The 25,845-nt window shown below is 72.1% G+C and carries 20 protein-coding genes; 5 read left to right on the forward strand and 15 right to left on the reverse strand.

Going from position 1 to position 25,845, the window contains the following annotated elements:
* Positions 1-24: 24 nt before the first annotated feature.
* From ACFYXU_RS27710 to ACFYXU_RS27735, 6 genes are all read right to left on the reverse strand, one after another.
* Positions 25-1,569, reverse strand: coding sequence for an RNA polymerase sigma factor (locus ACFYXU_RS27710; protein ID WP_389408581.1), 1,545 nt, complete (start codon positions 1,567-1,569; stop codon positions 25-27).
* A gap of 376 nt (positions 1,570-1,945) precedes the next feature.
* Positions 1,946-2,833 (reverse strand): FadR/GntR family transcriptional regulator, encoded by an 888-nt coding sequence (locus tag ACFYXU_RS27715; protein WP_329857246.1) that lies wholly within the window; start codon positions 2,831-2,833, stop codon positions 1,946-1,948.
* A gap of 160 nt (positions 2,834-2,993) precedes the next feature.
* Positions 2,994-4,862, reverse strand: a complete 1,869-nt coding sequence (locus ACFYXU_RS27720) for an ATP-binding cassette domain-containing protein (RefSeq protein ID WP_389460466.1) — start codon at positions 4,860-4,862, stop codon at positions 2,994-2,996.
* A 122-nt stretch (positions 4,863-4,984) separates the two neighbouring features.
* Positions 4,985-5,752, reverse strand: a complete 768-nt coding sequence (locus ACFYXU_RS27725; RefSeq protein WP_329857248.1) for an NUDIX domain-containing protein — start codon at positions 5,750-5,752, stop codon at positions 4,985-4,987.
* A 109-nt stretch (positions 5,753-5,861) separates the two neighbouring features.
* Complete coding sequence (locus ACFYXU_RS27730; RefSeq protein ID WP_389460468.1) at positions 5,862-7,937, reverse strand: glycogen debranching N-terminal domain-containing protein; 2,076 nt, start codon at positions 7,935-7,937, stop codon at positions 5,862-5,864.
* A 115-nt stretch (positions 7,938-8,052) separates the two neighbouring features.
* Entirely contained in the window at positions 8,053-9,513 is a 1,461-nt protein-coding gene (locus tag ACFYXU_RS27735; RefSeq protein WP_389460470.1) for a DUF4192 domain-containing protein, read from the reverse strand.
* A 142-nt stretch (positions 9,514-9,655) separates the two neighbouring features.
* Here ACFYXU_RS27735 and ACFYXU_RS27740 point away from each other — a divergent pair, with 142 nt between their 5' ends.
* The gene (locus ACFYXU_RS27740; protein WP_376510246.1) at positions 9,656-11,839 is read left to right on the forward strand and encodes a RecQ family ATP-dependent DNA helicase; all 2,184 of its coding nucleotides are present in this window, start codon (positions 9,656-9,658) and stop codon (positions 11,837-11,839) included.
* 228 nt (positions 11,840-12,067) lie between these two features.
* Entirely contained in the window at positions 12,068-12,697 is a 630-nt protein-coding gene (locus ACFYXU_RS27745) for a hypothetical protein (RefSeq protein WP_389460473.1), read from the forward strand.
* Between the two features lie 198 nt (positions 12,698-12,895).
* Here ACFYXU_RS27745 and ACFYXU_RS27750 read toward each other — a convergent pair whose 3' ends face one another.
* The 3 genes from ACFYXU_RS27750 to ACFYXU_RS27760 form a co-directional block, all read right to left on the reverse strand.
* Positions 12,896-13,510, reverse strand: a complete 615-nt coding sequence (locus ACFYXU_RS27750; protein ID WP_329857253.1) for a hypothetical protein — start codon at positions 13,508-13,510, stop codon at positions 12,896-12,898.
* A gap of 106 nt (positions 13,511-13,616) precedes the next feature.
* Positions 13,617-14,327 carry a ribonuclease HII gene (locus ACFYXU_RS27755; RefSeq protein WP_361403284.1) on the reverse strand — a complete coding sequence of 237 codons (711 nt, stop codon included), beginning with the start codon at positions 14,325-14,327 and terminating at the stop codon, positions 13,617-13,619.
* A 262-nt stretch (positions 14,328-14,589) separates the two neighbouring features.
* The gene (locus ACFYXU_RS27760) at positions 14,590-15,207 is read right to left on the reverse strand and encodes a TetR/AcrR family transcriptional regulator (protein WP_389460475.1); all 618 of its coding nucleotides are present in this window, start codon (positions 15,205-15,207) and stop codon (positions 14,590-14,592) included.
* Positions 15,208-15,339: 132 nt separating this feature from the next.
* On the opposite strand from ACFYXU_RS27760, the gene ACFYXU_RS27765 reads away from it, so the two are divergent.
* On the forward strand, positions 15,340-16,893 hold the full coding sequence (locus ACFYXU_RS27765; RefSeq protein ID WP_389460477.1) for an MFS transporter: 1,554 nt from the start codon (positions 15,340-15,342) through the stop codon (positions 16,891-16,893).
* A 194-nt stretch (positions 16,894-17,087) separates the two neighbouring features.
* Here the strand turns inward: ACFYXU_RS27765 and ACFYXU_RS27770 are convergent, their stop codons facing one another.
* The 4 genes from ACFYXU_RS27770 to ACFYXU_RS27785 form a co-directional block, all read right to left on the reverse strand.
* Positions 17,088-17,996, reverse strand: a complete 909-nt coding sequence (locus ACFYXU_RS27770) for an ADP-ribosylglycohydrolase family protein (protein WP_389408414.1) — start codon at positions 17,994-17,996, stop codon at positions 17,088-17,090.
* A 12-nt stretch (positions 17,997-18,008) separates the two neighbouring features.
* On the reverse strand, positions 18,009-18,668 hold the full coding sequence (locus tag ACFYXU_RS27775) for a histidine phosphatase family protein (protein WP_361403296.1): 660 nt from the start codon (positions 18,666-18,668) through the stop codon (positions 18,009-18,011).
* A 94-nt stretch (positions 18,669-18,762) separates the two neighbouring features.
* A complete protein-coding gene (locus ACFYXU_RS27780) occupies positions 18,763-19,368 on the reverse strand; it encodes a YdbC family protein (RefSeq protein WP_329857259.1) in 606 nt (201 codons plus the stop codon).
* Between the two features lie 42 nt (positions 19,369-19,410).
* A complete protein-coding gene (locus tag ACFYXU_RS27785; RefSeq protein ID WP_389408413.1) occupies positions 19,411-20,277 on the reverse strand; it encodes an arylamine N-acetyltransferase in 867 nt (288 codons plus the stop codon).
* A 106-nt stretch (positions 20,278-20,383) separates the two neighbouring features.
* Here ACFYXU_RS27785 and ACFYXU_RS27790 point away from each other — a divergent pair, with 106 nt between their 5' ends.
* Positions 20,384-20,914, forward strand: coding sequence for a TerD family protein (locus ACFYXU_RS27790; RefSeq protein WP_376510264.1), 531 nt, complete (start codon positions 20,384-20,386; stop codon positions 20,912-20,914).
* Positions 20,915-21,017: 103 nt separating this feature from the next.
* Here ACFYXU_RS27790 and ACFYXU_RS27795 read toward each other — a convergent pair whose 3' ends face one another.
* Both ACFYXU_RS27795 and nrdR read right to left on the reverse strand, forming a co-directional pair.
* Entirely contained in the window at positions 21,018-23,912 is a 2,895-nt protein-coding gene (locus ACFYXU_RS27795) for a vitamin B12-dependent ribonucleotide reductase (protein WP_361403302.1), read from the reverse strand.
* A 172-nt stretch (positions 23,913-24,084) separates the two neighbouring features.
* The gene (nrdR, locus tag ACFYXU_RS27800; protein ID WP_376510266.1) at positions 24,085-24,594 is read right to left on the reverse strand and encodes a transcriptional regulator NrdR; all 510 of its coding nucleotides are present in this window, start codon (positions 24,592-24,594) and stop codon (positions 24,085-24,087) included.
* A gap of 436 nt (positions 24,595-25,030) precedes the next feature.
* Between nrdR and lexA the strand changes: the two genes are divergently transcribed.
* Complete coding sequence (lexA, locus tag ACFYXU_RS27805; RefSeq protein WP_015036661.1) at positions 25,031-25,819, forward strand: transcriptional repressor LexA; 789 nt, start codon at positions 25,031-25,033, stop codon at positions 25,817-25,819.
* The last annotated feature ends 26 nt before the right edge of the window (positions 25,820-25,845 follow it).

Consider the following 25,845-nt stretch of genomic DNA (forward strand, 5'->3'; position numbering starts at 1 on the left):
GTGCCGATGCGTACCTCGTACGGATCAGTCGAGGTAGTCGCGCAGCACCTGCGAGCGCGACGGGTGGCGCAGCTTCGACATCGTCTTCGACTCGATCTGGCGGATCCGCTCTCGCGTCACGCCGTAGACCTTGCCGATCTCGTCCAGCGTCTTCGGCTGGCCGTCGGTGAGGCCGAAGCGCATGGAGACGACGCCCGCCTCACGCTCGGAGAGCGTGTCGAGGACGGAGTGCAGCTGCTCCTGGAGCAGGGTGAAGCTGACCGCGTCGGCCGGCACGACCGCCTCGGAGTCCTCGATGAGGTCGCCGAACTCGCTGTCGCCGTCCTCACCCAGCGGGGTGTGGAGGGAGATCGGCTCACGGCCGTACTTCTGGACCTCGATGACCTTCTCGGGGGTCATGTCGAGCTCCTTGGCCAGCTCCTCCGGGGTGGGCTCACGGCCCAGGTCCTGGAGCATCTGGCGCTGGACGCGCGCGAGCTTGTTGATGACCTCGACCATGTGCACCGGGATACGGATGGTGCGGGCCTGGTCGGCCATGGCGCGGGTGATCGCCTGACGGATCCACCAGGTGGCGTACGTGGAGAACTTGTAGCCCTTGGTGTAGTCGAACTTCTCGACGGCGCGGATCAGACCCAGGTTGCCCTCCTGGATCAGGTCCAGGAAGAGCATGCCGCGGCCGGTGTAGCGCTTGGCCAGCGAGACCACCAGACGGAGGTTGGCCTCCAGGAGGTGGTTCTTGGCGCGGCGGCCGTCCTCGGCGATGATCTCCAGCTCGCGCTTGAGCTTCGGGGCGAGCTTGTCGGAGTTCGCGAGCTTGTCCTCGGCGAACAGGCCGGCCTCGATGCGCTTGGCGAGCTCGACCTCCTGCTCGGCGTTGAGCAGCGGGACCTTGCCGATCTGCTTGAGGTAGTCCTTGACCGGGTCCGCGGTGGCACCGGCGACGGCGACCTGCTGGGCCGGAGCGTCGTCCTCGTCCTCGTCGGACAGGACGAAACCCTTGCTCTCGCCCTCGGTCTCCTCTTCCTCGCCCTTGCCGGGCGCCACGTCCTCGAGGAGCTCCTCGCCCTCAATGAGCTCGTCGTCCTTCTTGGACGTGGTCTTCTTGGCCGCCGTCTTCTTGGCGACGGCCTTCTTCGCGACCGTCTTCTTCGCGACGGTCTTCTTCGCGGCCGCCTTCTTGGCGGCCGATCCGGCCTCGTCGGCCGGGTCGGTGCCCTCGGCCGCCGGGGCCGCGGAGGCCGAGACGGTGGTCTTCGTCACGGTCGTCCTGGCGGTGACGGTCTTGGTGGCGGTGCGCTTGGCCGGGCTCTTCGCTGCGACGCTCTTGCGGGCGCGCTTCGGCGACTCCGCTGCACTGACCATCAGCGTCACACCCTCTTCCTCGAGGATCTGATTGAGGCTGCGCAGAACATTCTTCCACTGGGTTGGCGGAATCTGGTCAGCTTCGAAGGCCCGACGCACGTCATCGCCGGCGATCTGCCCATCAGCCTTTCCCCGCTCGATGAGCGCCATCACAGACTCGGACTCGGCGATCTCCGGCGGGAGCGTACGGGATGTGCTGGCCGACACGAACAACCTCTCGGAACGATGGAAACGGCTTCCGGCCCCGCCCTGGATCGGGCTGGAGCCGACGACCGTCGACGGGGAATGTGTCGACGGCGCGGGCTTGACCGGGGAACTGCACAGCGCCTCCACGGGCTGCTGTATTCCTTCCTCGGCTGTCACCTCTTAGGTCATCGCACGGCTCGGAGGAGTGTTACGCCCAATCTTCGTGGCCCGAGTCACACCTCATTTGCGACGAAACGGCCAGAGAGGCCGATCACCACACATTGTGCCGCCAGAACCCGGGCGTCACCCGGGGAGAGCCTGTCGGCCCCTCGGGTGGCGCCCGGACCCGGCGGCACGCGAAGCGTGCGCCTCCGCGTTCCCGGCCACGGCTCGCGGGTCAGTGTTCGCGAGGGGCGGGAACGACACGCTCCACCTCGGGGTGAACCGTGAGCAGCTGGCGCATGGCACTCTCGGCGCCGTGCGCGTCCCCGGCGGCGAGTGCGTCCACGATCCGGGCGTGGTGGGAGAGGCAGGCCTCGCTCGGGCGGTCACAGCCGGTGGCGGGGCCCCCGGAGACCTGGAGGGCGGCGCCGACGATGCCGGAGAGGTGCTCCAGCATGCGGTTCCCGGCCAGCTGGATGAGGAGGGAGTGGAACTCGGTGTCGGCACGGGAGAAGGTGATCCCGTCACCCTGGGCGAACGCGTGCCCCATGATCTCGACCATGTCGGCGAGACGCTGCTGCACGTCCTCGCGGCCGTGCCCGGCGGCGAGGCGGGCGGCGAGGGGCTCGATGGTCCACCGCATCTCGTTCAGCTCCCGGCGCTGGTCGTCGCGCTGCGGGCCGAACGCGCGCCATTCGATGATGTCGGGGTCGAGGAGGTTCCAGTCGCTGACGGGCCTGACCCGCGTCCCGACGTTCGGGCGGGCGCTGACCAGCCCCTTCGCCTCCAGCACACGCAGCGACTCGCGCACGACGGTGCGCGACACCTCGAAGCGCTGACCGATCTCCTCGGGGACGAGCGGACGGTCGGCCCCCAGGTCTCCGGACACGATCATCTGACCGAGCTGCTGGACGAGCTGCCCGTGCAGCCCGCGGCCCCTGTTGCCGGCGGTCCGGCGGCCGACGCGGCCGAGGTCGGTGTCCACCCCCTCCCAGGAGGGCGGACCCACGCGGCCGGCGGCGGGCGCCTCCGCGTAGGGGTAGCGGTCGAGATCGCCCGGGGCGCCGAGGCCGGAGTCGACGGAGCGGGCGGCGGTCATCATGGTGTGCGCAAGGGTACTCACGCATCCTTTGTCGGCGTTGCTTCCGTGGCCCTTGAGGTCTTTGGTGAAAAGCACACGAAAGGGTGATCGGCACCCCCTACACAATTGACGATTAATCGGACATAAGGTGCGTAATTCGAGGGAGTTGACGGCAAAGCGGAATGTTCTGGTCCGAAGGTGATCACCAACGGGCTTTCCGGCGAAGGCCGGTGAACACGTAGGCGCACAACAGCCCTGTCAACGTGAGCGAGAGGGCCACCCCCGAAGGCTGGCCGACCACCTTCAGGGCTCCCGCCAGCCACCGGTCGACGGCCGGGGACCACTGCGGTCCCGCGAACTCGCGCAGCCTCGCCGGAAGTCCGGCGGCCGAACGCACCGTCGGCCCCGTCAGCACCTTCTGCAACACAGGAACGAAGGCGACCGGCACCGCCAGCACGGCCGCAACTCCGGCGGCCGCGGCCCTGAACACTCCGGCGCCGAGCACCCCGGCCCACGCGCACCCGACGACCAGACCCAGCCAACTCGCAAAGAGATCGGGCCAGTTCCTCGGTACGGGGATCAACTCACCGCCATGGACGAGGCGCAGGACCTCAAGGTCCACCGTCACGACGAGCACCCCGAGCGCCAGGGCGACACAGGCGGCCACGGCGAGCTTCGCGAACAGCAGGCCCGGCCTGCGGGGTACGGCCCCCCGCCCCGTGGTGAGCGCGGGATAGCGGTACTCCTCCCCGAAGGAGAAGGCGCCGATCAGCCCGGCACCGAGAGCCGCGGGCGGCAGCGGGGAGAGCGCGGGCCAGCCGGTCAGGACCGCGGGCAGGTCGGCGCGGCCGCTGCGACCCAGGAGCAGGGCGAGCGTCAGCGAGACCAGCAGGACGGCGGCCACGACGAGCGGCGTGGAGGGCACCCCCAGGAGCCGGTGGAGCTCGTACCTCAGCGGCCGCAGGGGCGAGCGTGCCGGCCGCCGCGCGGCACCTCGCCCGGAGCCGAAAGCCTCAGCGCGCCGTCCGGAGCCCGAGAACGCGACACGTCGTCCGGGACGCGCGACCTCCCCCGCAGCTCCGGATGCCCGTGCGGGGCCCTTCCCGACTGCCGCAGGGGCTACATCGGCCCCGGGTCCGCCGCCCGCCGCCGTCCGCCGGACTCCCGCTCCCCCGGCGCGGCCTCGGCCGTCGACGTCCCCGTCGCCCCCTCGCTCCTCGGCGAGCCGGTGGACGGGGACGCCGTGTCGGAACGCCGTGTCGCCGACGGACGCGCAGTCGCTGCCGTAGACGGACAGCCGGCTGCCGTCCTCGGCGACCACCTCGACCGGGCGACGTGCGGCCCTGGCCTCCTGCGTCACGACCGCGGCGAGCCGTGCCGCGTGGGGGGTGCGGACGACGACCCTGGGACGCAGACGGGTACGGGCGAATTCGACGGCGTCCTGGTCGGCGACGAGCCGCCCGCCGCCGAGCGTGACGACGCGGTCGGCGTTGCGGGCCGCGTCCTTGGGGTCCGCCGTGGTGTACAGCACGGTTCCGCCCTCGGCGGCGTGCGCCCGCAGCCGCTCGTACAGCCAGGTCCTCTCGGGTACGGAGAGACCCGCGGCCGGTTCGTCGAGCAGCAGGGTGTGGGGGGTGCCCAACAGGGCCGACGCGAGCCCGAGTCGACGGTCCGCGCCGATCGGCAGGGTGCCGATGCGTCGGCGCTCCAGACCGGCGAGGCCCACGGTCCGGACCAGTTCGTCGGCGCGCGCGGCGGGCACTCCGGAGGCCGCGGAGAGCATCCGAAGCTGGCCCCGGAGCGTGCGGGAGGGGTGCCCGGGCACGTCCCCGAGGAGCACGCCGACCTCGCGCGGGGGGTGGGCGATGCGGTGCAGCGGCCGCCCGCGGAAGTAGGTGATCCCACGGCCCGGCTCGAGTTCGAGCATGAGCCGGAGAGCGGTGGTCTTGCCGGCTCCGCGCGGGCCGAGCAGAGCGGTCACGGTCCCCGGCCGCGCCTCGAAGGTCAGATCGTCCACGGCGGGCGGGCGGTCGCGGCGGGGAGTACTGGTCAGTCCGATTGCCTGGAGCATCGCTTCTCTCGCGGTCGATGACACCGCTCCGCGGAAGGGCGGCGCTTCCGCAGCAAGATAACGCTACATTTCGGACTTTCCGCGTAATGTTGCCAGTCTGGGGCGGCGGATGCGCCCGCCTCTCAGACCTCCGGGCGCAGCATCGGCGGGTTGAGAAGGGTGGCCCCACCAGCCCGGAAGAGCTGCGCGGGGCGCCCTCCCTGACGGGTCGTGGTTCCTCCGGCGGGCACCAGGAAGCCGGGCGTGCCGGTCACCTTGCGGTGGAAGTTCCTCGGGTCGAGGGAGACGCCCCAGACGGCCTCGTAGACGCGCCGCAGCTCTCCGACCGTGAACTCCGGCGGGCAGAAGGCCGTGGCGAGGGACGAGTACTCGATCTTGGAGCGGGCGCGCTCCACGCCGTCCGTGAGGATCCGCGCGTGGTCGAAGGCGAGTGCCCCCGGCCCGTCCCCGGCCTTGGCGGTCGCGTCCTCGCCCAGGAGCTCCTCGACCGGGGCCCAGCGGGCGCTGTTCGCGTCGCCGCCCGCGCGCGGCGCGGGAAGGTCGGGTGCCAGCGCCAGATGGGCGACGCTCACGACCCTCATGCGCGGGTCGCGGTCGGGTGCTCCGTACGTCGCCAGCTGCTCCAGGTGCGCGCCGTTGGTCGGCACGGGCGGCGGGGCGGCGGGGTCGTGCGCGCAGAGGCCCGTCTCCTCGACCAGTTCACGCGCGGCCGCGGTACCGAGGTCCTCGTCCTCCCGCACGAATCCGCCGGGCAGCGCCCAACGCCCCTGGTACGGCGTCTCTCCTCGCCGTACGACCAGGGTGCACAGTGCGTGGCGCCGCACGGTGAGCACGACCAGATCGACGGTCACGGCGAAGGGAGGGAAGGCCGACGGGTCGTAGGGAGGCATGCCGCGATCATAGTCGTCTTCCTGACGATAAACACGCCCCGCGGAAGCATCGGCCGCGACTTCCTCACCGCGCCGCGAGGCTTCTCTCGTCTCTGCGCCCGGCATCCCGTCACACCCCCAGTTGAAGGCCCTCGGCGGCCTCCTCGACCATACCGAGACCCAGCCTGCCGACCCGCACGGCGAACGGTTCGCCGGCGACCACGAGCCCGGAGAGCCTGATGGCGCCGAGCGGGGCGGAGGCCAGCGGGTGCACCGCCACGGACCGGCCGGGCGCGTCGGGTCTGACGCCCGCGAGGGCGAGCAGCGCGTGGACGGCTCCGGCGGCCGCGACGGCCGCCGGGCGGCACGCCGCCGGGTGGGGCACCGGACGTCCGCCCGTCGTCCGCTGCTCGCCCGCGTACATCTCGGGGAGCCGGTGGCCGAAGGCCGCCGCCGCGTCGAGCAGCCCCCGGAGGAGGGAGGCGGCCTCCTTCTCGTGGCCCGCTGCGGCGAGACCGGAGACGGCGACCGCGGTCTCGTGCACCCGGACCGCGCCGGACCGGTGGCCGAAGGGGTTGTGGCCCGGTTCCTTGGTGCCGAGGCCGCGCAGGCCCCAGCCGGAGTCGAGCGCCGGGGTGCCGAGCAGCCTCGCCACCTGTTCGGTCTGCGTCCGGTCCAGGAGGCCCGCCGCGTACCGTCCGCCGCCCAGCAGCCCGGTGTCGAGCAGATGCGCCGCCCAGCCGCCGAGGTGCGGCCAGGTCCGGCCGTCCGGGGCGCGGGCCACGGCGGGACGTCCGCCCCCCGGGTCGTCGAGCCAGAAGTCACGCCGGAACCGCTCCCGCAGGGACCCCGCCGCCTCGCGCAGGGCGCCTCCGCCGGGTCGCCCGCAGCCGTCGAGGAGGTCGGCGCCGAGCAGGGCGGCACGGTGCGCGTGGGCCTGGGTCTCGGCCCGCCAGGGGCCGGCGGGCCCCGGGTCCGGGACGAGGCCGTCCCGGTCGGCCGTACGTCGGAGCCAGTCGAGGCAGCGCTCCGCGACGGGCAGGAGCTCCTCCAGGTCCGCTGCCGGGAGCCCCCAGCGACGCGCCTCGGCGAGGACAGCGGGGAACGCGAGGGTGGCCTCGATGCCGGTGCAGCGCGGCGGAAGGTGCGGACCGGCGTCCCTGAGGGGCCCCTGGAGGCGTCCGGAGTCGGGGCCGTCACCGGAGAGTTGGGTGCGTCCGAGGGCCCGCAGGGTGGTGGTGGCGAGCCGGGTGCCGAGAGGCAGGGCCATGCGGGCCGCCCAGAGCGCCTCGGCGGTGACCGGTCCGCAGCGCCAGGGGACACCGGCCGCGAAGTGGACGTCCGCCGGGCGAGCGGGGTCGCGCTGGAGCAGGGCCCGCAGGTCCTCGACCGAGGCGCGGAGCAGGTCCCCCGGCCGAGGGTCGTCGCCCTCGGCGCAGGCTTCGGCGAGGAGGTGACCGCCGGGCCGCCCGGAGCCCGCTCCGGTGGAGGGGGAGGTGCGGCCCGCCGACTCGCCGCGGACCCGCAGCCGAATCGTGAACGCCGCTCCGGGCGCCAGCTCCGCCTCCCAGCGGAGCACTCCCGCCACTGCCAGGGAGTCCATGGGCGGTGGGTCGGCCGTGACGGCGGTGGACCGGCCGTCGTCGCCGGTCCACCGCAGTCCCGTGCCGTGGACGCTGGCGGCGAGCTCGGGGCCTGTGCGCCCCGACGCCACGGCGCCCAGGTCCGCGAGATCCGTGCCCAGAGCGACTTCCACCGGGATCCGGAGGGGCCGTGCCGCGGCGCTGCGCAGGGTGATCCGCTCGGTCCCGTCGGCGCTCCGCGTGCGCTCGACCGTGAGGGCGGGGTCCGGCCCGGAGTCCCCGGGGACGCGGAGGGCGCCGAGGAACACCGCCCGGTCGGCACCCGCCATGCGGCCCTGGAGCGCGACGGGTTCGCGGCCGGCGATCCGCAGGACGCAGCGGGACAGGAGGCGCCGCCCCGCGTCGTACACCCCTTCGGCCCCCTCCCCGGTGAGCTGACCGTGCTCGGCGCAGATCGCGAGGGCGGGCAGGGCCACGCAGAGGAGTGCTCCGTGCACCGAGGGGAGCTCCGGGGGGCGGGGGGCGCGTGGGAACGAGATGCCGGCGCCGGACGTGTGTCCGGAGGCGGGTCCGGGCGGCTGGACGGTGGGGCGGCCGGGGGCCGGGACGGGGCTGGGAGCCATGGCGGGTACGGGCTGCTCTCTGTGCGAACCGGTCGGCCGGCGGGGCGTCGGCGGGACGGTTCGTACGACTCCGCCAGAGAGCTGAACGCGTCGGCGGGCGGCCGGGTCACGGTCGTCATCGGCCACTCCTGGACCCGCGCGGCCCGCCGGGCCTCGGGGCCCCGCTCCCGGGTCGTCCCTTCGCGGGGTTGCCGGGGCGGACTCCCGCCGTCGTCCGGCGGTCGTTCTTGCCGGTCCGCTGCTCCGGCCTCCTGAGCGAGGACGCGGTTCCCGGGCGGCGACCCGCCCGCATCCGGATCCGGCGGGAGGACGGCGGAGCCTGCCCGTCCGCGGGCTGGCGGGCGTCCCGCTCGTCCCTCAGGCAGGAGCGGAGCGATTCGGGGTCGAGCCCTTCGTTGCACGCCTGGTGCAACAGTCGGGCGAAGACGTATTCGGGGTCGGCGTCGAGGGCGAGGCCGAGGGCGACCCGGGCGGTCGGCTCGTCGCCCATGGACCAGGCCGTCCAGCCCGCGAGGGTCAGGGGCGCGGCGGCGTGCTCCTGGTAGGGCGGGACGCAGCGCCTGGCGAGAACGCGCCACAGTCGAAGGGCGGCGGTCCCCTCCCAGCCCTCCATCCATTCGGCGGCGCGGTCCCGGGTGACCCGGTCCTGGAGACCGAGCACGAGAGCGGCCGCTTCCTCGGTGGTGACCAGTGCGTCGTCCGCGGCGTCGCCCGATGCCGTCGAAGCGGCGGGCCGCCCCGGGCGGACGGACCGCACCTGGCCCGAAATGCGCACAGGAGCGGCCGGGGCGACCCGGCCGCCGGCGGCCCCCGGCCCCTCCGGGCCCCGGCGCCCGGGGCCGGCGAAGCGACGCAGGATCTCGCGGGCGAGCCCCAGGGTCGCCTCGCGCACCTCTTGGCGCCCCTGATCCTCGGCGCCTTCCACGATGCGGGGGACGATCGCTGCGGCGGCCGCGTCGAGGGAGGCCCGCTGCTCCTCGTCCCTCGGCCCGCCGCGCGGCTTGAGCCGGGCCTCCATGTCCCGCTGGGTGCCCCGGACCTGCACTCCCGCGTAGGTGGCCGCCGCCGCCATGACCGAGGTGCCGTTGAGCGCGAGAGGGGTGCCGTCGGGCGGGCAGCAGCGCTGGTCGGGGCAGCAGTACGAGAAGTAGAGCCCGTCGGTGATGCAGAGGGCCTCGTAGACGGGGATGTCGAGGGCGCCGCAGGCGGTTCGCAGCCGCTGGGCGAAGGGCCGCAGCCGCTCCATCACCCTGCGGCCCGTCTCACCGGGGGCGGGGTCCTGGCAGAGGAAGACGACGATGCCGTCCGGCCGGGCGCCGGACCGGGCACCTCCCTCGACGAGGCACTCGGCGAGATGGTCCGCGGTGGACGCCCACTCCCGGGGCGAGCGCGGGATCCCGAGCCTGACCCGGCCCCCGAAGCGGCCGTGCTCGCCGTGGAGGGCGACCAGGACGACGGAGTCCGTGGGGTGGAAGCCCAGCACGAACGGCAGGGCGTCGGCCAGCTCCGCGGGGCCGCGCAGCGTGATCTGCTGGGTGCGGGCGGGGCCATTGGATTCGTGGTGATTCGCGTTCATGGTCAGGACGGTCTCGTGATCTCCCGAAATCCGAAACCCCTGTGGATAACTCCCGGATCGCGGCTTCCGTCGTCCTGCCGAGTTGTCCACAGGTTCGATGTCTCATTCGCGCGATGTCCGAGGCATCGGGTTGCATGGGGGCATGACCCAAGCAGCCCCGCAGGAAGACCGCGCCGCCCTCCGAACCGCCGCCGACGCCGTGCTCGCCCGTCTCGTCTCCGACCCGACGGGCAGGGCCAGACTGCGCGAGGACCAGTGGCGGGCCATCGAGGCACTGGTCGCCGACCGGCGCCGGGCGCTGGTGGTGCAGCGGACCGGGTGGGGCAAGTCCGCCGTGTACTTCGTGGCGACCTCCCTGCTCCGTGAGCGCGGCAGCGGTCCGACCGTGATCGTCTCCCCCCTGCTCGCGCTGATGCGCAACCAGGTGGAGGCGGCGGCGCGGGCGGGCATCCGCGCCCGGACGATCAACTCGTCGAACACCGAGGAGTGGGACACCGTCCAGGAAGAGGTCGCCGCCGGCGAGGTGGACGTACTCCTGGTCAGTCCGGAGCGGCTCAACAATCCCGACTTCCGCGACCAGGTCCTCCCCCGGCTGGCCGCGGCCACCGGCCTGCTGGTGGTCGACGAGGCGCACTGCATCTCGGACTGGGGACACGATTTCCGGCCCGACTACCGCAGGCTGCGGACGATGCTGGCCGACCTGCCGTCCGGCGTGCCGGTGCTGGCCACCACGGCGACGGCGAACGCCCGGGTGACCGCGGACGTGGCCGAGCAGCTCGGCACCGGCGCGGGCACGGACGCCCTCGTCCTGCGCGGGCCCCTCGACCGGGAGAGCCTGAGCCTGGGGGTGGTCAGGCTCCCGGACGCGGCACACCGTCTGGCCTGGCTCGCCGACCACCTCGGCGAGCTGCCCGGCTCCGGCATCATCTACACCCTGACGGTCGCCGCGGCCGACGAGGTCACCGCCTATCTGCGCCAGTGCGGGCACACCGTCTCCTCGTACACCGGCCGCACGGAGAACGCGGACCGGCAGCAGGCGGAGGACGACCTGCAGGCCAACCGGGTCAAGGCGCTCGTCGCGACCTCGGCCCTCGGCATGGGCTTCGACAAGCCGGACCTGGGCTTCGTGGTGCACCTCGGGTCGCCCTCCTCCCCCATCGCGTACTACCAGCAGGTCGGCCGCGCCGGGCGAGGGGTGGAGCACGCGGAGGTGCTGCTGCTTCCGGGCCAGGAGGACGAGGCGATCTGGCGCTACTTCGCCTCGGTGGCCTTTCCGCCCGAGGAGCAGGTGCGCCGCACGATCGACGTGCTCGCGCAGGCGGGGCGGCCCCTGTCCCTGCCCGCCCTGGAGCCTCTGGTGGAGCTCCGCAGGACCCGCCTGGAGACGATGCTCAAGGTCCTGGACGTCGACGGCGCGGTGCGGCGGGTCAAGGGCGGCTGGGAGAGCACCGGACAGCCCTGGGTGTACGACACCGAGCGGTACGCCTGGGTGGCCCGGCAGCGGGCGGCCGAGCAGCAGGCGATGCGCGACTACGCGGCGTCGACCGGCTGCCGAATGGAGTTCCTGCGGCGGCAGTTGGACGACGAGGAGGCCGCTCCGTGCGGTCGCTGCGACAACTGCGCGGGGAACCGGTTCGACCCGAAGGTGTCCGTCGCCGCGCTGGACGCCGCCAAGGGCGAGCTGGGCCGGCCCGGCGTGGAGGTCGAGCCCCGGAAGATGTGGCCCACCGGGCTCGCCGCGGTCGGGGTCGATCTGAAGGGCCGCATTCCGCCCGGGGAGCAGTCGTTCGGCGGCAGGGCCCTGGGGCGGCTCTCCGACATCGGTTGGGGCAACCGGCTGCGGCCGCTCCTGGCGGACGGCACGGCGGACGGGCCCGTGCCGGACGATGTCGTGCAGGCCGTGGTGCACGTGCTCGCGGACTGGGCCAAGGGTCCCGGGGGTTGGGCCTCGGGGGCACCTGACGCACCGTCGCGGCCCGCCGGCGTGGTCACCGTCGCCTCGCACGGAAGGCCTCGGCTGGTGGGTTCGCTCGGGCAGCGCATCGCCGAAATCGGCAGGATGCCCCTCCTGGGGACGGTGGAGTACGCGCCGGAGGCGGAGGAGCTCCGGCTGTCGCGGACCAACAGCGCCCAGCGGGTCGTCGGCCTCCAGCGCACGCTGACGGTCCCTCCGGAACTGGCCGGGCGGCTGGCGGACGCGGGCGGACCGGTGCTCCTCGTGGACGATCTCTCGGACACCGGCTGGACCCTGGCGGTGGCGGCACGGCTGCTGCGCCGGGCCGGAGCGGAAGGAGTGTTTCCGCTGGTGCTCGCCGTCCAGGGGTGAGACAGGAGGGAGAACGGGGAGTGAACAATGGGCAACTGGGCAGGGATATGAGTGGCATACCGACTCAATCCAGTCAGCGGCCTCAATTGCTCGTTGCCGCCCGCGCACGGGCCCGCAAGAATTGGGAAACCGCCCCGCACGGCCCGTCAGCGGTCCGGAAGGACTGTGCTGTGGTGCGCCCTCACCCGACCTTGCCCGCCGAGCGGGCGCGTATCCGAAGGGAGGACCGTGACCCTCGGATTCGCTCCGCCCACAGCCGCCTCGCTCAGATCGCCGTCCGAGTCCGCCAGCCGCCTCGCTCGGATGCTCGAACCGTCCGAGTGGGCCGCGGCGGGGATTCCGCTGCTGAGCAACCCGCGTGAGGTCGTCAGCGGCCTCCACTCACGCCACGCGCCCACGCCCTCGACTGCGGTCCTCGCCGTCCTGGACCACGAGGAGCGGCTCGCCGCCAGCGCCTCGTTCGTCCGCCGCCCCGTCCCGCCGGACGGCTGGGAGTTCCGCAACGCGCTGCTCGCGCATCTGCGGCGGGTCATTCCGCACGACCTCCGGAGACGCACGCCCGTGCGGACCGCGGTCCTGCTGTACTGCCGCGAGGGCGACGAACGCTGGACGGAGGAGGACGGGGCCTGGATGTGGGGGCTCCGGGACACCTGCACGCTGCACGGGCTCCGCTGCGGCGCGTACATCACGCTGACCGGCGGGGGCTGGCAGGTGCTCGGCGAGGGCCGCGGCGGCCGCCGACCGAGCTCCGACTCTCGCCCCCTGCCGCTGGGGGAAGGACCGGCCGAACTCGCCGTACTCGCGCCGAGAACCGCGAGCGGCGCGGCCGAACCCCTGCGCCGGGCCGCCGCACGCTGACCGCGCGGGGCCTGAGGCGCCGCCGGGACGGCAGCCCGGTCTGAAACGTTGGGACGGAAGCCTGGCCCGGCGCAGGGGTCGACACAGCGGCGCCGACCGCGCAGAGGCCTGACGTGTAGGACCTGGCGCGTAGGGCTTGGCGCGCGACGCAACGACCTCCGCCGGTCCCCCAAGGGGTCCCGGCGGAGGAGCGGTCGGTCAGACGGCGGCGCCGGCTCCGAGGAGCTCCGTGATGCGCTGCGGGTCGCCGCAGACGACGAGCAGCGTGCCCGCGCGGGCCATCGCGGACGGCAGGGTACGCGCCGCCGTCTCCTCGTCGCCGCCGTTGACGGCGACGATCACCACGGGGCGGGCGGTGGCCCGCTCCACGGCGGAGGCGTCTGCGAAGAACACATCGTCACCGGTGTCCTGCTGGGCCCAGTAGGCGACCTCACCGAAGGACAGCTCGTGAGCCGCCCACGGGTGCGGGTCGCCGGTGGTGAGCACCAGGATCTCGCCGGGCGCGCGCCCGCTGTCCAGGAGCAGGTCCAGGGCCTCCTCGGCGGCGTCGAGCGCACCGTCGACGGGGGCCGGGATCAGCTGGAGCTGCGGGGTCGATCGCTGGTCGGAACGATTCTCCGGGTGCTGGGCCGGAGACTGCCCGGCACCGGGGCGCGGCGCCGGCGCAGCCGGCCGGGCCGGACCGGGAACGGGGCGTCCTGGGCGCGGAGAGGCCGCGGAACGCGGGCCGGGTACGGGACGGGGGGTCGACGCGGTGGCGCGGGGACCCTGGGCGCTCTCGTGAATCTGAGGCTCCTCGGGGATGAGAGGCATGAATGGATGTCTATCAAACGCCGCTGCGCGAGGCACCGGCGGGTGGGCACACAGGTGCGCCCCGGCCGCGTGGGCGGCCCTCGACGGGCCCTCCGCGACCGGAAGTTCAGAAGTCGAAGCCGAGTTGGCCCCCGCTCTCCAGCGCGGCCGCCTCGGCGGAGAGGCGGGCTTTCTTGAGGTGACGCCATTGGGGCAGCGCGTCCAGGTACGACCAGGAGAGTCGGTGGTACGGGGTGGGTCCCAGCTCCTCGAGCGCCGCCTTGTGGACCGGCGAAGGGTAGCCCGCGTTGGCACCGAAGGCGTACGCGGCGCAGGCACCGCTCTCGGCCTCCAGCTCGGCCATGAGGGCGTCGCGCCGGACCTTCGCGATGACGGACGCGGCGGCGACGGCTATGCAGGACTGGTCGCCCTTGATCACCGTGCGGACCCGCCAGGGGCTGCCGAGGTAGTCGTGCTTGCCGTCGAGGATCACCGCGTCGGGTCGCACGGGTAGCCCTTCGAGGGCCCGGATCGCCGCGAGCCGCAGCGCCGCCGTCATTCCGAGGTCGTCGATCTCCTGCGGGGAGGCGTCGCCGAGCGCGTACGCGGTGACCCACCCCTCCAGCTCGGCGGCGAGCGCGGTGCGGCGCTTGGGGGTGATCAGTTTCGAGTCGGTGAGCCCCTCCGGGGGGCGCCGCAGGCCGGTGACGGCCGCGCACACGGTGACGGGGCCGGCCCAGGCGCCGCGTCCGACCTCGTCGACCCCGGCGACGATCTTGGCGCCGGTGGTGGCTCGGAGCGACCGCTCGACGGTGTGGGTGGGAGGTTCGTACGGCATGGCGCCAGACAGGTTACGCCGCCTGACGCCACCCGCGATACCCGGATTCACCCCAGCCGTCCGAAGGCGTGTGCGGCCACCACCCGAAGGCCGTTGCAATGACCGGCATCAGCATCCTCGAAGGCCGGCGCAACGACCGGCGCGGCCGCCCCCGAAGGCCCTTCCCGCCACTGATGCAGACCGCACCCCGCGCCCCCGCCACCTGCGCCCCACACCCGCGCCCCGTACCCCGTACCCCCGAACGTCCGCTGCCCCTGCCGCCTCAGGCGCGCACCAGCGGCACCATGATCCGGTCGATCACATCGGCGATTTCACTGTCCGGCCATTCGCTTCCGCACACCTTGGATCGGTACATCATCATCGCGGGGATGACATCGAGCACGAGATCGTCGATCGCGTCACGACGAACCTCTCCCCTGGAGATTCCGCGTCGCAACACATCCCGGAAGAGCTTCTTGGAGGGTTCGACCACGCCCGTCTCGATCAGTCCGTGGAAGCGAGCAGCCGACCCCGCGTCGCATTCGTGAAGCACCGAACGGAGTGCGAAGCCGGGCTTGGAGTACATCACCTCCCGGACCCGGAGACACAGCTCGTACAGGTCCTCCCGCACGCGACCGGTGTCCGGTGCCTCGTCGAGCTTCGGCAGCCCGGCCTGGAGCGCGTCCGCGACGAGGTCTTCCTTCCTCGGCCACCGCCGGTACACCGCGGCTTTGCCGGTCTGCGCGGCGACCGCGACACCCTCCATGGTGAGACCGCCCCAGCCGACACTGCTGAGCTGGTCGAGCGCGGCCTCCAGGATCGCCCGCTCGAGCACGGGGCCGCGACGCCGCAGCGCGACTCCCTCCGGCCGGGCGGCGGCCGTGGGGTGCGAAGTAACCATCAGGATCTCTCCGTTGACGCGATTCGATTTTTCGGCAGCGCACAGTGAACGGTTGCGTTCACTGAGGGGGACTCACTACCGTGGCGCACAGTGAACGGGTGCGTTCACTAATTCTTCCGTGGGGGATCCATAGTGACAACTTCTCCGGTGGACACACAGACCAAGGACGAGCCAGCTCGCGCCGCAGGTCGGCCGGGCATCGCCTTGACCGTCATCGCCGCCTGCCAGCTGATGGTCGTCCTCGACGCCACCATCGTGAACATCGCACTGCCGCACATCCAGGACGCGCTCTCCTTCTCGACCACCGACCTGTCGTGGGTGCTCAGCGCCTACACGCTCACCTTCGGCGGCCTGCTGCTCCTCGGCGGCCGCGCCGGCGACATCCTGGGCCGCCGCCGGGTGTTCATGGCCGGAATCCTGCTCTTCACGTTCGCCTCGCTGCTCGGCGGCTTCGCCCAGGAGCCCTGGCAGCTGCTCGCGGCACGCGCCCTGCAAGGCGTGGGTGGCGCGATCGCGTCACCCACCTCGCTCGCGCTGATCACCACGACGTTCCCCGAAGGGCCGGAGCGCAACCGGGCGTTCGGCGTGTTCGCGGCGGTGTCCGCCGGCGGCGGCGCGATCGGTCTGCTCGCCGGCGGCGCGCTCACGGAGTGGCTGGACTGGCGCTGGGTCTTCTTCGTCAACGTGCCGATCGGCCTGCTGATCGCCTTCCTCGCCCCGCGCTACATCGCGGAGTCCGAGCGCCACCCGGGCCGGTTCGACATCGCGGGCGCCGCGACGTCGACGCTGGGCATGGCCGCGCTGGTCTACGGCTTCATCCGGGCGTCCGAGGAGGGCTGGAAGGACAGCCTGACCATCGGCTCGTTCGCCTCGGCGGTGATCCTCCTCGTCGCGTTCGCCGTCGTCGAGTCGCGGGCCAGGGAGCCGATCACACCGCTGCGCATGTTCGCGGACCGCAACCGCTCGGGCACGTACGTCATCATGCTCAGCCTGTCGGCCGCGATGTTCGGCATGTTCTTCTTCATCGTGCTGTGGGTGCAGAACGTCCTGGGCTACACGCCGGTCGAGGCGGGACTCGCCTTCCTCCCGGTGACCGTCGCGATCGGCGTCGGCGCCGGGCTCGCCCAGCGGCTGCTGCCGGTACTCGGCCCCAAGCCGTTCATGGTGACCGGAGCGACGCTCACCGGCACCGGCCTCTTCTGGCTGACGTTCATCTCCTCGGACAGCAGCTACCTCGGCGGGGTGCTCGGGCCGATGGTCGTCTTCGGCGTCGGCATGGGCCTCAACTTCGTGACGCTCACGCTCACCGCCGTCTCCGGGGTCGCCCAGCACGAGGCGGGCGCCGCGTCGGGGCTGCTCAACGCGACCCAGCAGGTCGGCGGCTCGCTGGGCCTCTCCATCCTGGTCACCGTCTTCGGCACGGCCAGCCGCGAGGAGGGCGAGAAGCAGCTGCCGGACTTCCTCGCCCACTCCACGCCCGAGCAGCAGGCCCAGGCGCTGAAGACGAAGGAGCTGCCCGCGCCCTGGGGCCACGAGGTGCTGACGTCCGGCATCTCCTCGGCCTTCACGGCCGCCGTCGGGATGGTGCTGATCGCGCTGGTCACGGCCGTCCTGGTGATCCGGGTCCGCAAGAGCGACCTGGAGTCGCTGAGCGGCCGCGCCGAGGCAGCCGGACCGATGGCCTGAGAGCCGCACTGCCCCCCGCGACGTACAAAGCAGCCCACCGCCCCACGCGACGCACAGAGCGGCCGCGCCGAAGCCGCCGGCCCGGTGGCCTGAGAGCGCGCCCCACTCCCGATCCACATCAGCCGCCCCTGGATCCCGCACGGGGGTCCAGGGGCCACGAGCGCGTCCCCGCAACCGGGGACGCGCTCCCGGCGTCACACCGCGCCGTCCGGGACCCACCCCGGAAGCTCCTCGGTCTGCCGCAGCCAGTCCTCCGGCGGCGCGCCGGCCGTCGCGGAGGCGACCACACCGCCCGCGATGGCGCACGTCGTGTCGACGTCGCCGCCGACCTGCGCGGTCGTCCAGAACACCCGCTCGAAATCACCGAGCCCGCGCGCGGCCGACCACAGCGCGAAGGGAACCGTGTCGTGCGCGCTCGTGCGGCGTCCGCTGCCGAGCACCGCAGCGACCGTGCTCGCGTCGCCGTAGTCGAGCATGTCCCGGGCCCTGCGCAGTCCCGCTCCGACCGCGCTGCGCGGGACCAGGGCGATGACGCCGTCGAGGAGCGCCTCGGGCGTCGGCGGTCCGGCGGGATCGGCGGCCAGCGCGGCCGCGGCGGCGACGGCCATGGCGCCCACGACGGCCTCGCGGTGCTGGTGCGTCGTGTATGCGGAGATCTCGGCCTGGTGCGTCGCCTGCTCGGGATCGTCGGCGTACCAGGCGCCCAGCGGGGCGATCCGCATCGCGGCGCCGTTGCCCCAGGACCCCTGGCCCTTGAAGAGCGCGGCGGCCAGCTCCCGCCAGTCGCCACCCTCCCGGATGAGCCGGAGCATCCGGTTGACCGCAGGGCCGTAGCCCCGGTCGAAGTCGTGGTGATGGGCGAAGGACAGGGCCAGGGCGTCCTGGTCGATCCGGTCGTGGTGGACGAGGACGGCCAGGACGGAGCAGGCCATCTCGGTGTCGTCGGTCCACTGCCAGGGCCCGGCGGGCAGCTCGCGCCGCTTCAGCAGGGGGTAGTGGGCGGGTACGAAGAACTGGGAGCCCAGGGCGTCTCCCACGGACAGCCCGCGCAGGCTGGCCAGGGCGCGGTCGAAGCGCCGGTCGGGTGCGGAGTCAGCGGTCATCGGTCTGCCACTCTATCCGGTGGGGCCGTACGGTTCCGGGGTGCGCCAGCGTTCGAACGGCCGGTCAAGCCGGTACCTGCCGTCCGCCCCGAGCAGCAGCGAGCGGGTCTCGGCGTTGCCGGGATTCGACAGCGACTCGAAGTCCGCGACCGTCCAGTGGAACCAGCGCATGCAGAACAGCCGCATGGTGAGCCCGTGGGTGACGAGGAGGACGTTGGGCGGGTGGTCGGGCGCCTCGAAGCTGCGGTAGAGGCTCTCCAGGAAGGCGCCGACGCGGTCGTACACGTCCGCACCGGACTCGCCCTGGGCGAAGCGGTAGAAGAAGTGGCCGTACGCGTCCCGGTAGGCCTTCTGCAGCCGTACGTCCTCGCGTTCCTGCCAGTTGCCCCAGTCCTGCTCCCGCAGCCGCGGTTCCTCCCGCACCCTGACCTGCTCCGTGGGGAGCCGGAAGGCCCGGAGGGTCTGATGGGTGCGGCGGTACGGCGAGACGTAGACGCTGACCGGCTCCTCCCCGAAGAGGTCCCGCAGCCGCTCCCCCGTCTCCTCCGCCTGGCGCCAGCCGGTCTCGGTCAGTCTCAGGGCATGGTCGGGCTCGCGCTCGTACACCGTGTCATCTGCATTGCCCTCGGACTCTCCGTGCCGTACGAGGACGATGCGCCGCGGTCGTGCCATACCTCGACCCTAGATCGCCGCTCCCGCGCAGGCTCAGCCAAGGTGGTGCGCGGACGCCGTCCGGGGGAGGTCCGGCCGTGCGGGGCCGGCGGGCTCAGACCGTCCAGGCCGGTTCGAGCCGCACCACGTCCCCGTTCAGGGCCGCCACGTCGGATGCGGTACGCGCCCGCAGTCCGAGCCGCTCCACGCGCTCGGCCCGGTACTTTCCGTGCTCGGCGGTCGACTGCCACATCGACAGGACCAGGAACTCGCTGCCGGGGGCCTCGCCGAAGAGACCGCGCAGCATTCCGGGGGACCCGGCCATGGCCGGGTTCCACACCTTCTCCTGCATGAGCGCGAAGTGCTCGGCCCGGTCCTCGTGGACGCGGCAGTGCGCGACCCTTGCCACGTCGGCGTCGGCGAACCTCGGCTCGAAGCCCGTCTTCACGTCGAAGCGGTGGTCGAACAGCTTGACCTGGACGTCCTTGAACGTGCCCACCTGGGACGCGGCCAGACGGTCGTGCGACCGCGCCATGAACGAGTCGTAGAAGGCCCGGCTCTCCCAGAACGCGAAGATGTGGGCGACATCCGGCCGACCCCGGCTCCACCCGCCGCCCTGGCCCCGGAATCCCGGCTCACCGAGCAGCCCCGCCCATTTCCGCTGTCCCCGCTCGAACCCTCGACGGTCCACCACGGTGCAGCGAATCCACTTGACCAGCACCGCGCCATCGTACGGGGCGGAAGAGCGCCCCGGCAGACCCCTTCAGGCTCCCGCCGCGTGCACGCGCTCAAGGCCCGCGCGCTCCTCGTCATCCAGTTCGATACCGAACTCGACCCATAGCGATTCGGACAACTCGGGCACGCCGACGCTCCGTTCCCCGGTGGTGCCGTCCACATGCAGGGTGGACAGTCTCCGGCGCAGCAGGGACGCGCGCACGTCCGCACCGGGCCGCTGCACCACGACCTGGCCGAGGAAGCGGGAGAGCGGATGACTGGAGCTGTAGTGGTTCATGACGAGGAAGTCCCCCGGGTAGAGGCTCTGCGGCGAGAACGCGTACAGATCGGTCCAGCCCTCCGGCCGCAGCGAGCGCAGCACGTGGATGCCCTCGTCCTCGACGGTGATCCCGAACGTCCACCCGCTCTGGTCCACGCGCGCGCCGTCTCGCAGCGGCACGGGCTCCAGCGGGCCCTGCCAGCCGAATCCGACGTCGGCGAGCCACTCCTCGCCCTCGACGGTGACGACGAGGAGCGCGTGCGTGATCGGCGGCAGGGCCGCGCCGCGTGAGCGGTTGCGGGCGCCGCGCCCGGCCACCTGGAAGCCGATCCGTTCGAGGACCGCGGCGAAGAGGGAGTTCTGCTCGTAGCAGTACCCGCCCCGGCGCCGGTCGACGAGCTTCGCTTGCAGGCTCTTCAGGTCCAGGGGAATGTTCCGCCCGAGGGCGACGTCCAGGTTCTCGAACGGGACCGCCGCGACATGCGCCCGGTGAAGGGCCGTCAGGGTCCGCAGATCGGCGGCCACGTCCCCGTCCCGCCGGGTGTCGTATCCGATTCGAGCCAGATATGCGTCGAGATCCAGCTCCTCACCACTCCACAAACCGCTCTCCCCCTCCAGCACCGGGTCCTCTGTCACAGGCACATGACACCATGAGCAACAGGCCCACGACCAAGGGCTTTTGAACGGGCGGCCGGACGGTACGAGGCGAGGCGCGCGGGGGCGCGCGGAGAGGGGAAGCACCATGAGCGGACTCAACAAAGGGGTGGGACGCGTCGAGGTCACGCTCAAGTGGGACCCCGCCCCGGCCGGCGCCCCGGCGCACGACCTGGATCTGGTCGCCGGGGTGTTCCCCACCGGCGATCCGTACGGCGCTCCGGCCCATCTCGTGCACTTCGGCAGCCGCTCCCCGGACGGCACGATCACGCTGCACCGCGACAGCCGCACGGGGCAGGGATTCGGCTACGACGAGGCCATGACCCTGGAGCTGGACCGGCTGGACGCGCGGTACGCGCGCGTGGTCGTGGGCGTGGCCATCCAGCAGGGCGGTGGGCGGCTGACCTTCGGCGACGTCGTGAACACGGGCATACGGGTCCGCGAGGGCTACACGGATCTGCTGACCCACGACTTCGCGGACGTCCTCGGGGCGCTCTCGGCCACGGTCGTGGAGTTCACCCGCGACGGGACGGACGGCTGGACGTACCGCTCGATCAGCCGCGGCTTCGACGCCGATCCGCAGACCTTCGGCGCGCTCCTGGGCTCCGCGCCGTCCTGATCCCACCGCGCCACGCGAAAGGGGCGCCGACCGGTGGTCGGCGCCCCCTCACGGGTGGTCCGGTGCGCTCAGCGGCCCCTGCCGCGCGGCGCACCGGCCGGCGTCAGCTGCAGCCGCTGGTCGAGCCGCAGCCCTCGCAGATGTAGCAGGAGCCGGCCCGCTGCATCTTCGTGCCGCAGGAGAAGCAGAGCGGGGCGTCGGCGCTGATGCCGAGCTGCATCTCGACGAGCTCCGCCGAGGTGTGGGCCTGCTTCGGGGCCGGGACCTCGACCTTCGGAGCCGGGACCGCGACGGCCTTCAGCTCCTGGGTGCGGGGCGCGGACTGGGCCAGGGACTCGACATCGACGTCGACGTCCTCGGGCTGCTCGTACGAGCCGGTGTCGAGGTGGCGCTGGCGCTCCTCGGCCGAGTGGATGCCGAGGGCGGAGCGGGTCTCGAAGGGCAGGAAGTCGAGCGCCAGGCGGCGGAAGATGTAGTCGACGATCGACTGCGCCATCCGCACGTCCGGGTCGTCCGTCATGCCGGCCGGCTCGAAGCGCATGTTGGTGAACTTCGAGACGTACGTCTCCAGCGGGACGCCGTACTGGAGACCGACGGAGACGGCGATGGAGAAGGCGTCCATCATGCCCGCGAGGGTCGAACCCTGCTTCGACATCTTCAGGAAGACCTCGCCGAGACCGTCGTCCGGGTAGGAGTTGGCGGTCATGTAGCCCTCGGCGCCACCGACGGTGAAGGAGGTGGTGATCCCCGGGCGGCCCTTGGGCAGACGCTTGCGGACCGGACGGTACTCGACGATCTTCTCGACGGCCTCGCGGATCGTCGCCTCGGACTTCGCGGTGACCTCGGCCTTCTCGTCCTCCTTCTTCTTGGCGGAGAGCGGCTGGCCGACCTTGCAGTTGTCGCGGTAGATCGCGAGCGCCTTGACGCCCATCTTCCAGGCCTCGAAGTAGACCTCCTCGACGTCCTCGACCGTGGCCGTCTCCGGCAGGTTGACGGTCTTGGAGAGGGCGCCCGAGATCCACGGCTGGATGGCGGCCATCATGCGGACGTGGCCCATCGCGGAGATGGAGCGCTCGCCCATGGCGCAGTCGAAGACCTCGTAGTGCTCGGTCTTCAGGGCGGGGGCGTCGATCACATTGCCGTGCTCGGCGATGTGGGCGACGATCGCCTCGATCTGCTCCTCCTGGTAGCCCAGGCGGCGCAGGGCCTGCGGGACAGTGCCGTTGACGATCTGCATCGAGCCGCCGCCGACGAGCTTCTTGAACTTGACCAGGGCGAGGTCGGGCTCGAGGCCGGTGGTGTCGCAGGACATCGCGAGACCGATGGTGCCGGTGGGGGCGATGACCGAGGCCTGGGCGTTGCGGAAGCCGTTCTTGGCGCCGAGGCGGATCACGTCCTGCCAGGCCTCCGTGGCGGCGGCCCAGATCGGCGAGTCCAGGTCGTCGACGCGGACGGCCTTGGTGTTCTCGTCGGCGTGCTGCTGCATGACGCGCTGGTGCGGCTCGGCGTTGAGGGCGTAACCGTCGTACGCGCCGACGACCGCGGCGAGCTCGGCGGAGCGCTTGTACGAGGTGCCGGTCATCAGCGAGGTGATCGCGCCGGCGAGGGCGCGGCCGCCGTCGGAGTCGTACGCGTGGCCGGTCGCCATCAGCAGGGCGCCGAGGTTGGCGTAGCCGATGCCGAGCTGGCGGAAGGCGCGGGTGTTCTCGCCGATCTTCTGGGTGGGGAAGTCGGCGAAGCAGATGGAGATGTCCATCGCGGTGATGACGAGCTCGACGACCTTGGCGAAGCGCTCGACGTCGAAGGACTGGTTGCCCTTGCCGTCGTCCTTGAGGAACTTCATCAGGTTCAGCGAGGCGAGGTTGCAGGACGTGTTGTCCAGGTGCATGTACTCGCTGCACGGGTTCGAGCCGTTGATGCGGCCGGACTCGGGGCAGGTGTGCCAGTGGTTGATCGTGTCGTCGTACTGGATGCCCGGGTCGGCGCAGGCCCACGCGGCCTCGGCCATCTTACGGAAGAGCGACTTGGCGTCGACCTCCTCGATGACCTCGCCGGTCATCCGCGAGGTGAGGCCGAACTTCCCGCCGGCCTCGACGGCCTTCATGAAGGTGTCGTTCACGCGGACGGAGTTGTTGGCGTTCTGGTACTGGACGGACGTGATGTCGTCGCCGCCCAGGTCCATGTCGAAGCCCGCGTCGCGCAGGGCGCGGATCTTCTCCTCCTCCTTGACCTTGGTCTGGATGAAGTCCTCGATGTCGGGGTGGTCGACGTCGAGAATGACCATCTTGGCCGCGCGGCGGGTGGCGCCGCCCGACTTGATCGTTCCCGCGGAGGCGTCGGCGCCGCGCATGAAGGAGACCGGGCCGGAGGCGTTGCCGCCGGAGGAGAGGAGCTCCTTGGAGGAGCGGATGCGGGAGAGGTTCAGGCCGGCGCCGGAGCCGCCCTTGAAGATCATGCCCTCTTCCTTGTACCAGTCGAGGATGGACTCCATGGAGTCGTCGACGGACAGGATGAAGCAGGCGGAGACCTGCTGGGGCTGCGGGGTGCCGACGTTGAACCAGACCGGCGAGTTGAAGCTGAAGATCTGGTGCAGGAGGGCGTAGGCCAGCTCGTGCTCGAAGATCTCGGCATCGGCGGGCGAGGCGAAGTAGCCGTAGTCCTCGCCGGCCTTCGTGTACGTCTTCACGATCCGGTCGATGAGCTGCTTGAGACCGGTCTCGCGCTGCGGGGTGCCGACGGCCCCGCGGAAGTACTTGCTGGTGACGATGTTGACCGCGTTCACCGACCAGAAGTCGGGGAACTCGACGCCACGCTGCTCGAAGTTGATCGAGCCGTCGCGCCAGTTGGTCATGACGACGTCACGGCGCTCCCACGCCACCTCGTCGTACGGATGCACGCCGGGGGTGGTGTGGATGCGCTCGATACGCAGGCCCTTGCTCGCCGACTTGGCTCCCTTGGTGCGGGAACCACGTGCCGGGCCGCTCGCCGTCTCTGTCATGCCGCCTCCCATATACGGGCAAAACACACTTTGGCGCCCAGATAGTCCCAGGGCACCGTCTTCTGTACGCACTTCTGTACTGCTGCCACAGGGACCACAGGGGTCACCCGGGGCACGTCTGCAGGGCCGCGCGGCGGCCGGTCGCCGGGCCCGCCCGGGCCCGGCCCGCCGATCAGTCGGCGGCGGTGGCGGGAACGGGGACCGCTGGGGTCGCACCGGTCCCGTCGTTCTCAGCGGGAGGCCGCACGCGGAGTTCCGCGATGGCGGCCTCGAAGTCTTCGAGGCTGTCGAAGGCCTTGTACACGGACGCGAAGCGCAGGTACGCGACGAGGTCGAGCTCCTGCAGGGGGCCGAGGATGGCCAGGCCCACGTCGTGGGTGGTCAGCTCGGCACTGCCGGTGGCGCGCACCGCCTCCTCGACCCGCTGGCCGAGCTTGGCGAGGGCGTCCTCGGTGACCGGTCGCCCCTGGCACGCCTTGCGCACGCCGGAGATGACCTTGTTGCGGCTGAAGGGCTCGGTGACGCCGGAGCGCTTCACCACCATGAGCGAGCAGGTCTCCACCGTCGTGAAACGACGGGAGCAGTCGGGGCACTGGCGACGACGCCGGATCGACGTCCCGTCGTCGGTGGTGCGACTGTCGACGACGCGGCTGTCGGGGTGCCTGCAGAAGGGGCAGTGCATTGGTTTCGACCCTTCTCACGGCACGACTGACGAGCCTCACCGGCCCGTCAAGGCCCTGCGAAGCGACCACCAGCATAGGCGATGCGCGCGACCCCGGCAGACCGGGGACCACTACCCCTAGGTGGCCGATGCCATCCAACCACTAGATCTTGGGTTGCGGCCGCTTCGGGGCCGTCAGCGTGTCGCAGCCCCGGCGCTCCCGCGGATCCACGCCACCGGGTGCGACACTGGGACGGCGCGCGATGGCCCGCGGCCCAGCGGCGAAGGCTACCGCAACGGCTGTTTCAGGGCGGTGGAGCAAGCGTGCTCATACACCCCCGCACATACGCACGTAAGGCAATCTGCGAATTTTCACTCGAACGTGTGTTTGGCGCAACCTTTCGAAAGCCACTACCGTTGTGCCAGCCAGGGAGACCATTCGAGAGGGGCCGACGACGTGACCACCACCGCAGACAGTGCCACCATCACCGCCCAGGACCGCTCCCAGGGCCGACTCGAGCCGGTGCACGCCATGAATGACGCAAGCATGAACGGTGAGGAGCCCGGGCGACCCGCCCGCGCCCTCCCCGGGCGACCTCCAGGCATCCGCGCCGACAGCTCCGGACTCACGGACCGGCAGCGCAGGGTCATCGAAGTCATCCGCGACTCGGTCCAGCGGCGCGGCTACCCGCCGTCGATGCGGGAGATCGGGCAGGCGGTCGGACTCTCCAGCACCTCCTCGGTGGCGCACCAGCTCATGGCGCTGGAGCGCAAGGGCTTCCTGCGCCGCGACCCGCACCGCCCCCGCGCCTACGAGGTCCGCGGCTCCGACCAGCCCAGCACCCAGCCGACCGACACCACCGGCAAGCCGGCCGCGTCGTACGTCCCGCTGGTCGGCCGCATCGCGGCCGGTGGCCCCATCCTGGCCGAGGAGTCCGTCGAGGACGTCTTCCCCCTCCCCCGCCAGCTGGTCGGCGACGGCGAGCTGTTCGTCCTCAAGGTCGTCGGCGACTCGATGATCGAGGCCGCCATCTGTGACGGCGACTGGGTCACCGTCCGGCGTCAGCCGGTCGCGGAGAACGGCGACATCGTCGCGGCGATGCTCGACGGCGAGGCCACGGTCAAGCGCTTCAAGCGCGAGGACGGCCACGTCTGGCTGCTCCCGCACAACGCGGCCTACCAGCCCATCCCCGGCGACGAGGCCACGATCCTCGGCAAGGTCGTGGCGGTGCTCCGGCGGGTCTGACGCTCCCCGCCGGCTCTGACCGGGCC

Origin of the sequence: Streptomyces sp. NPDC002232 (assembly GCF_042890295.1) — a bacterium.
GTDB lineage: Bacteria > Actinomycetota > Actinomycetes > Streptomycetales > Streptomycetaceae > Streptomyces.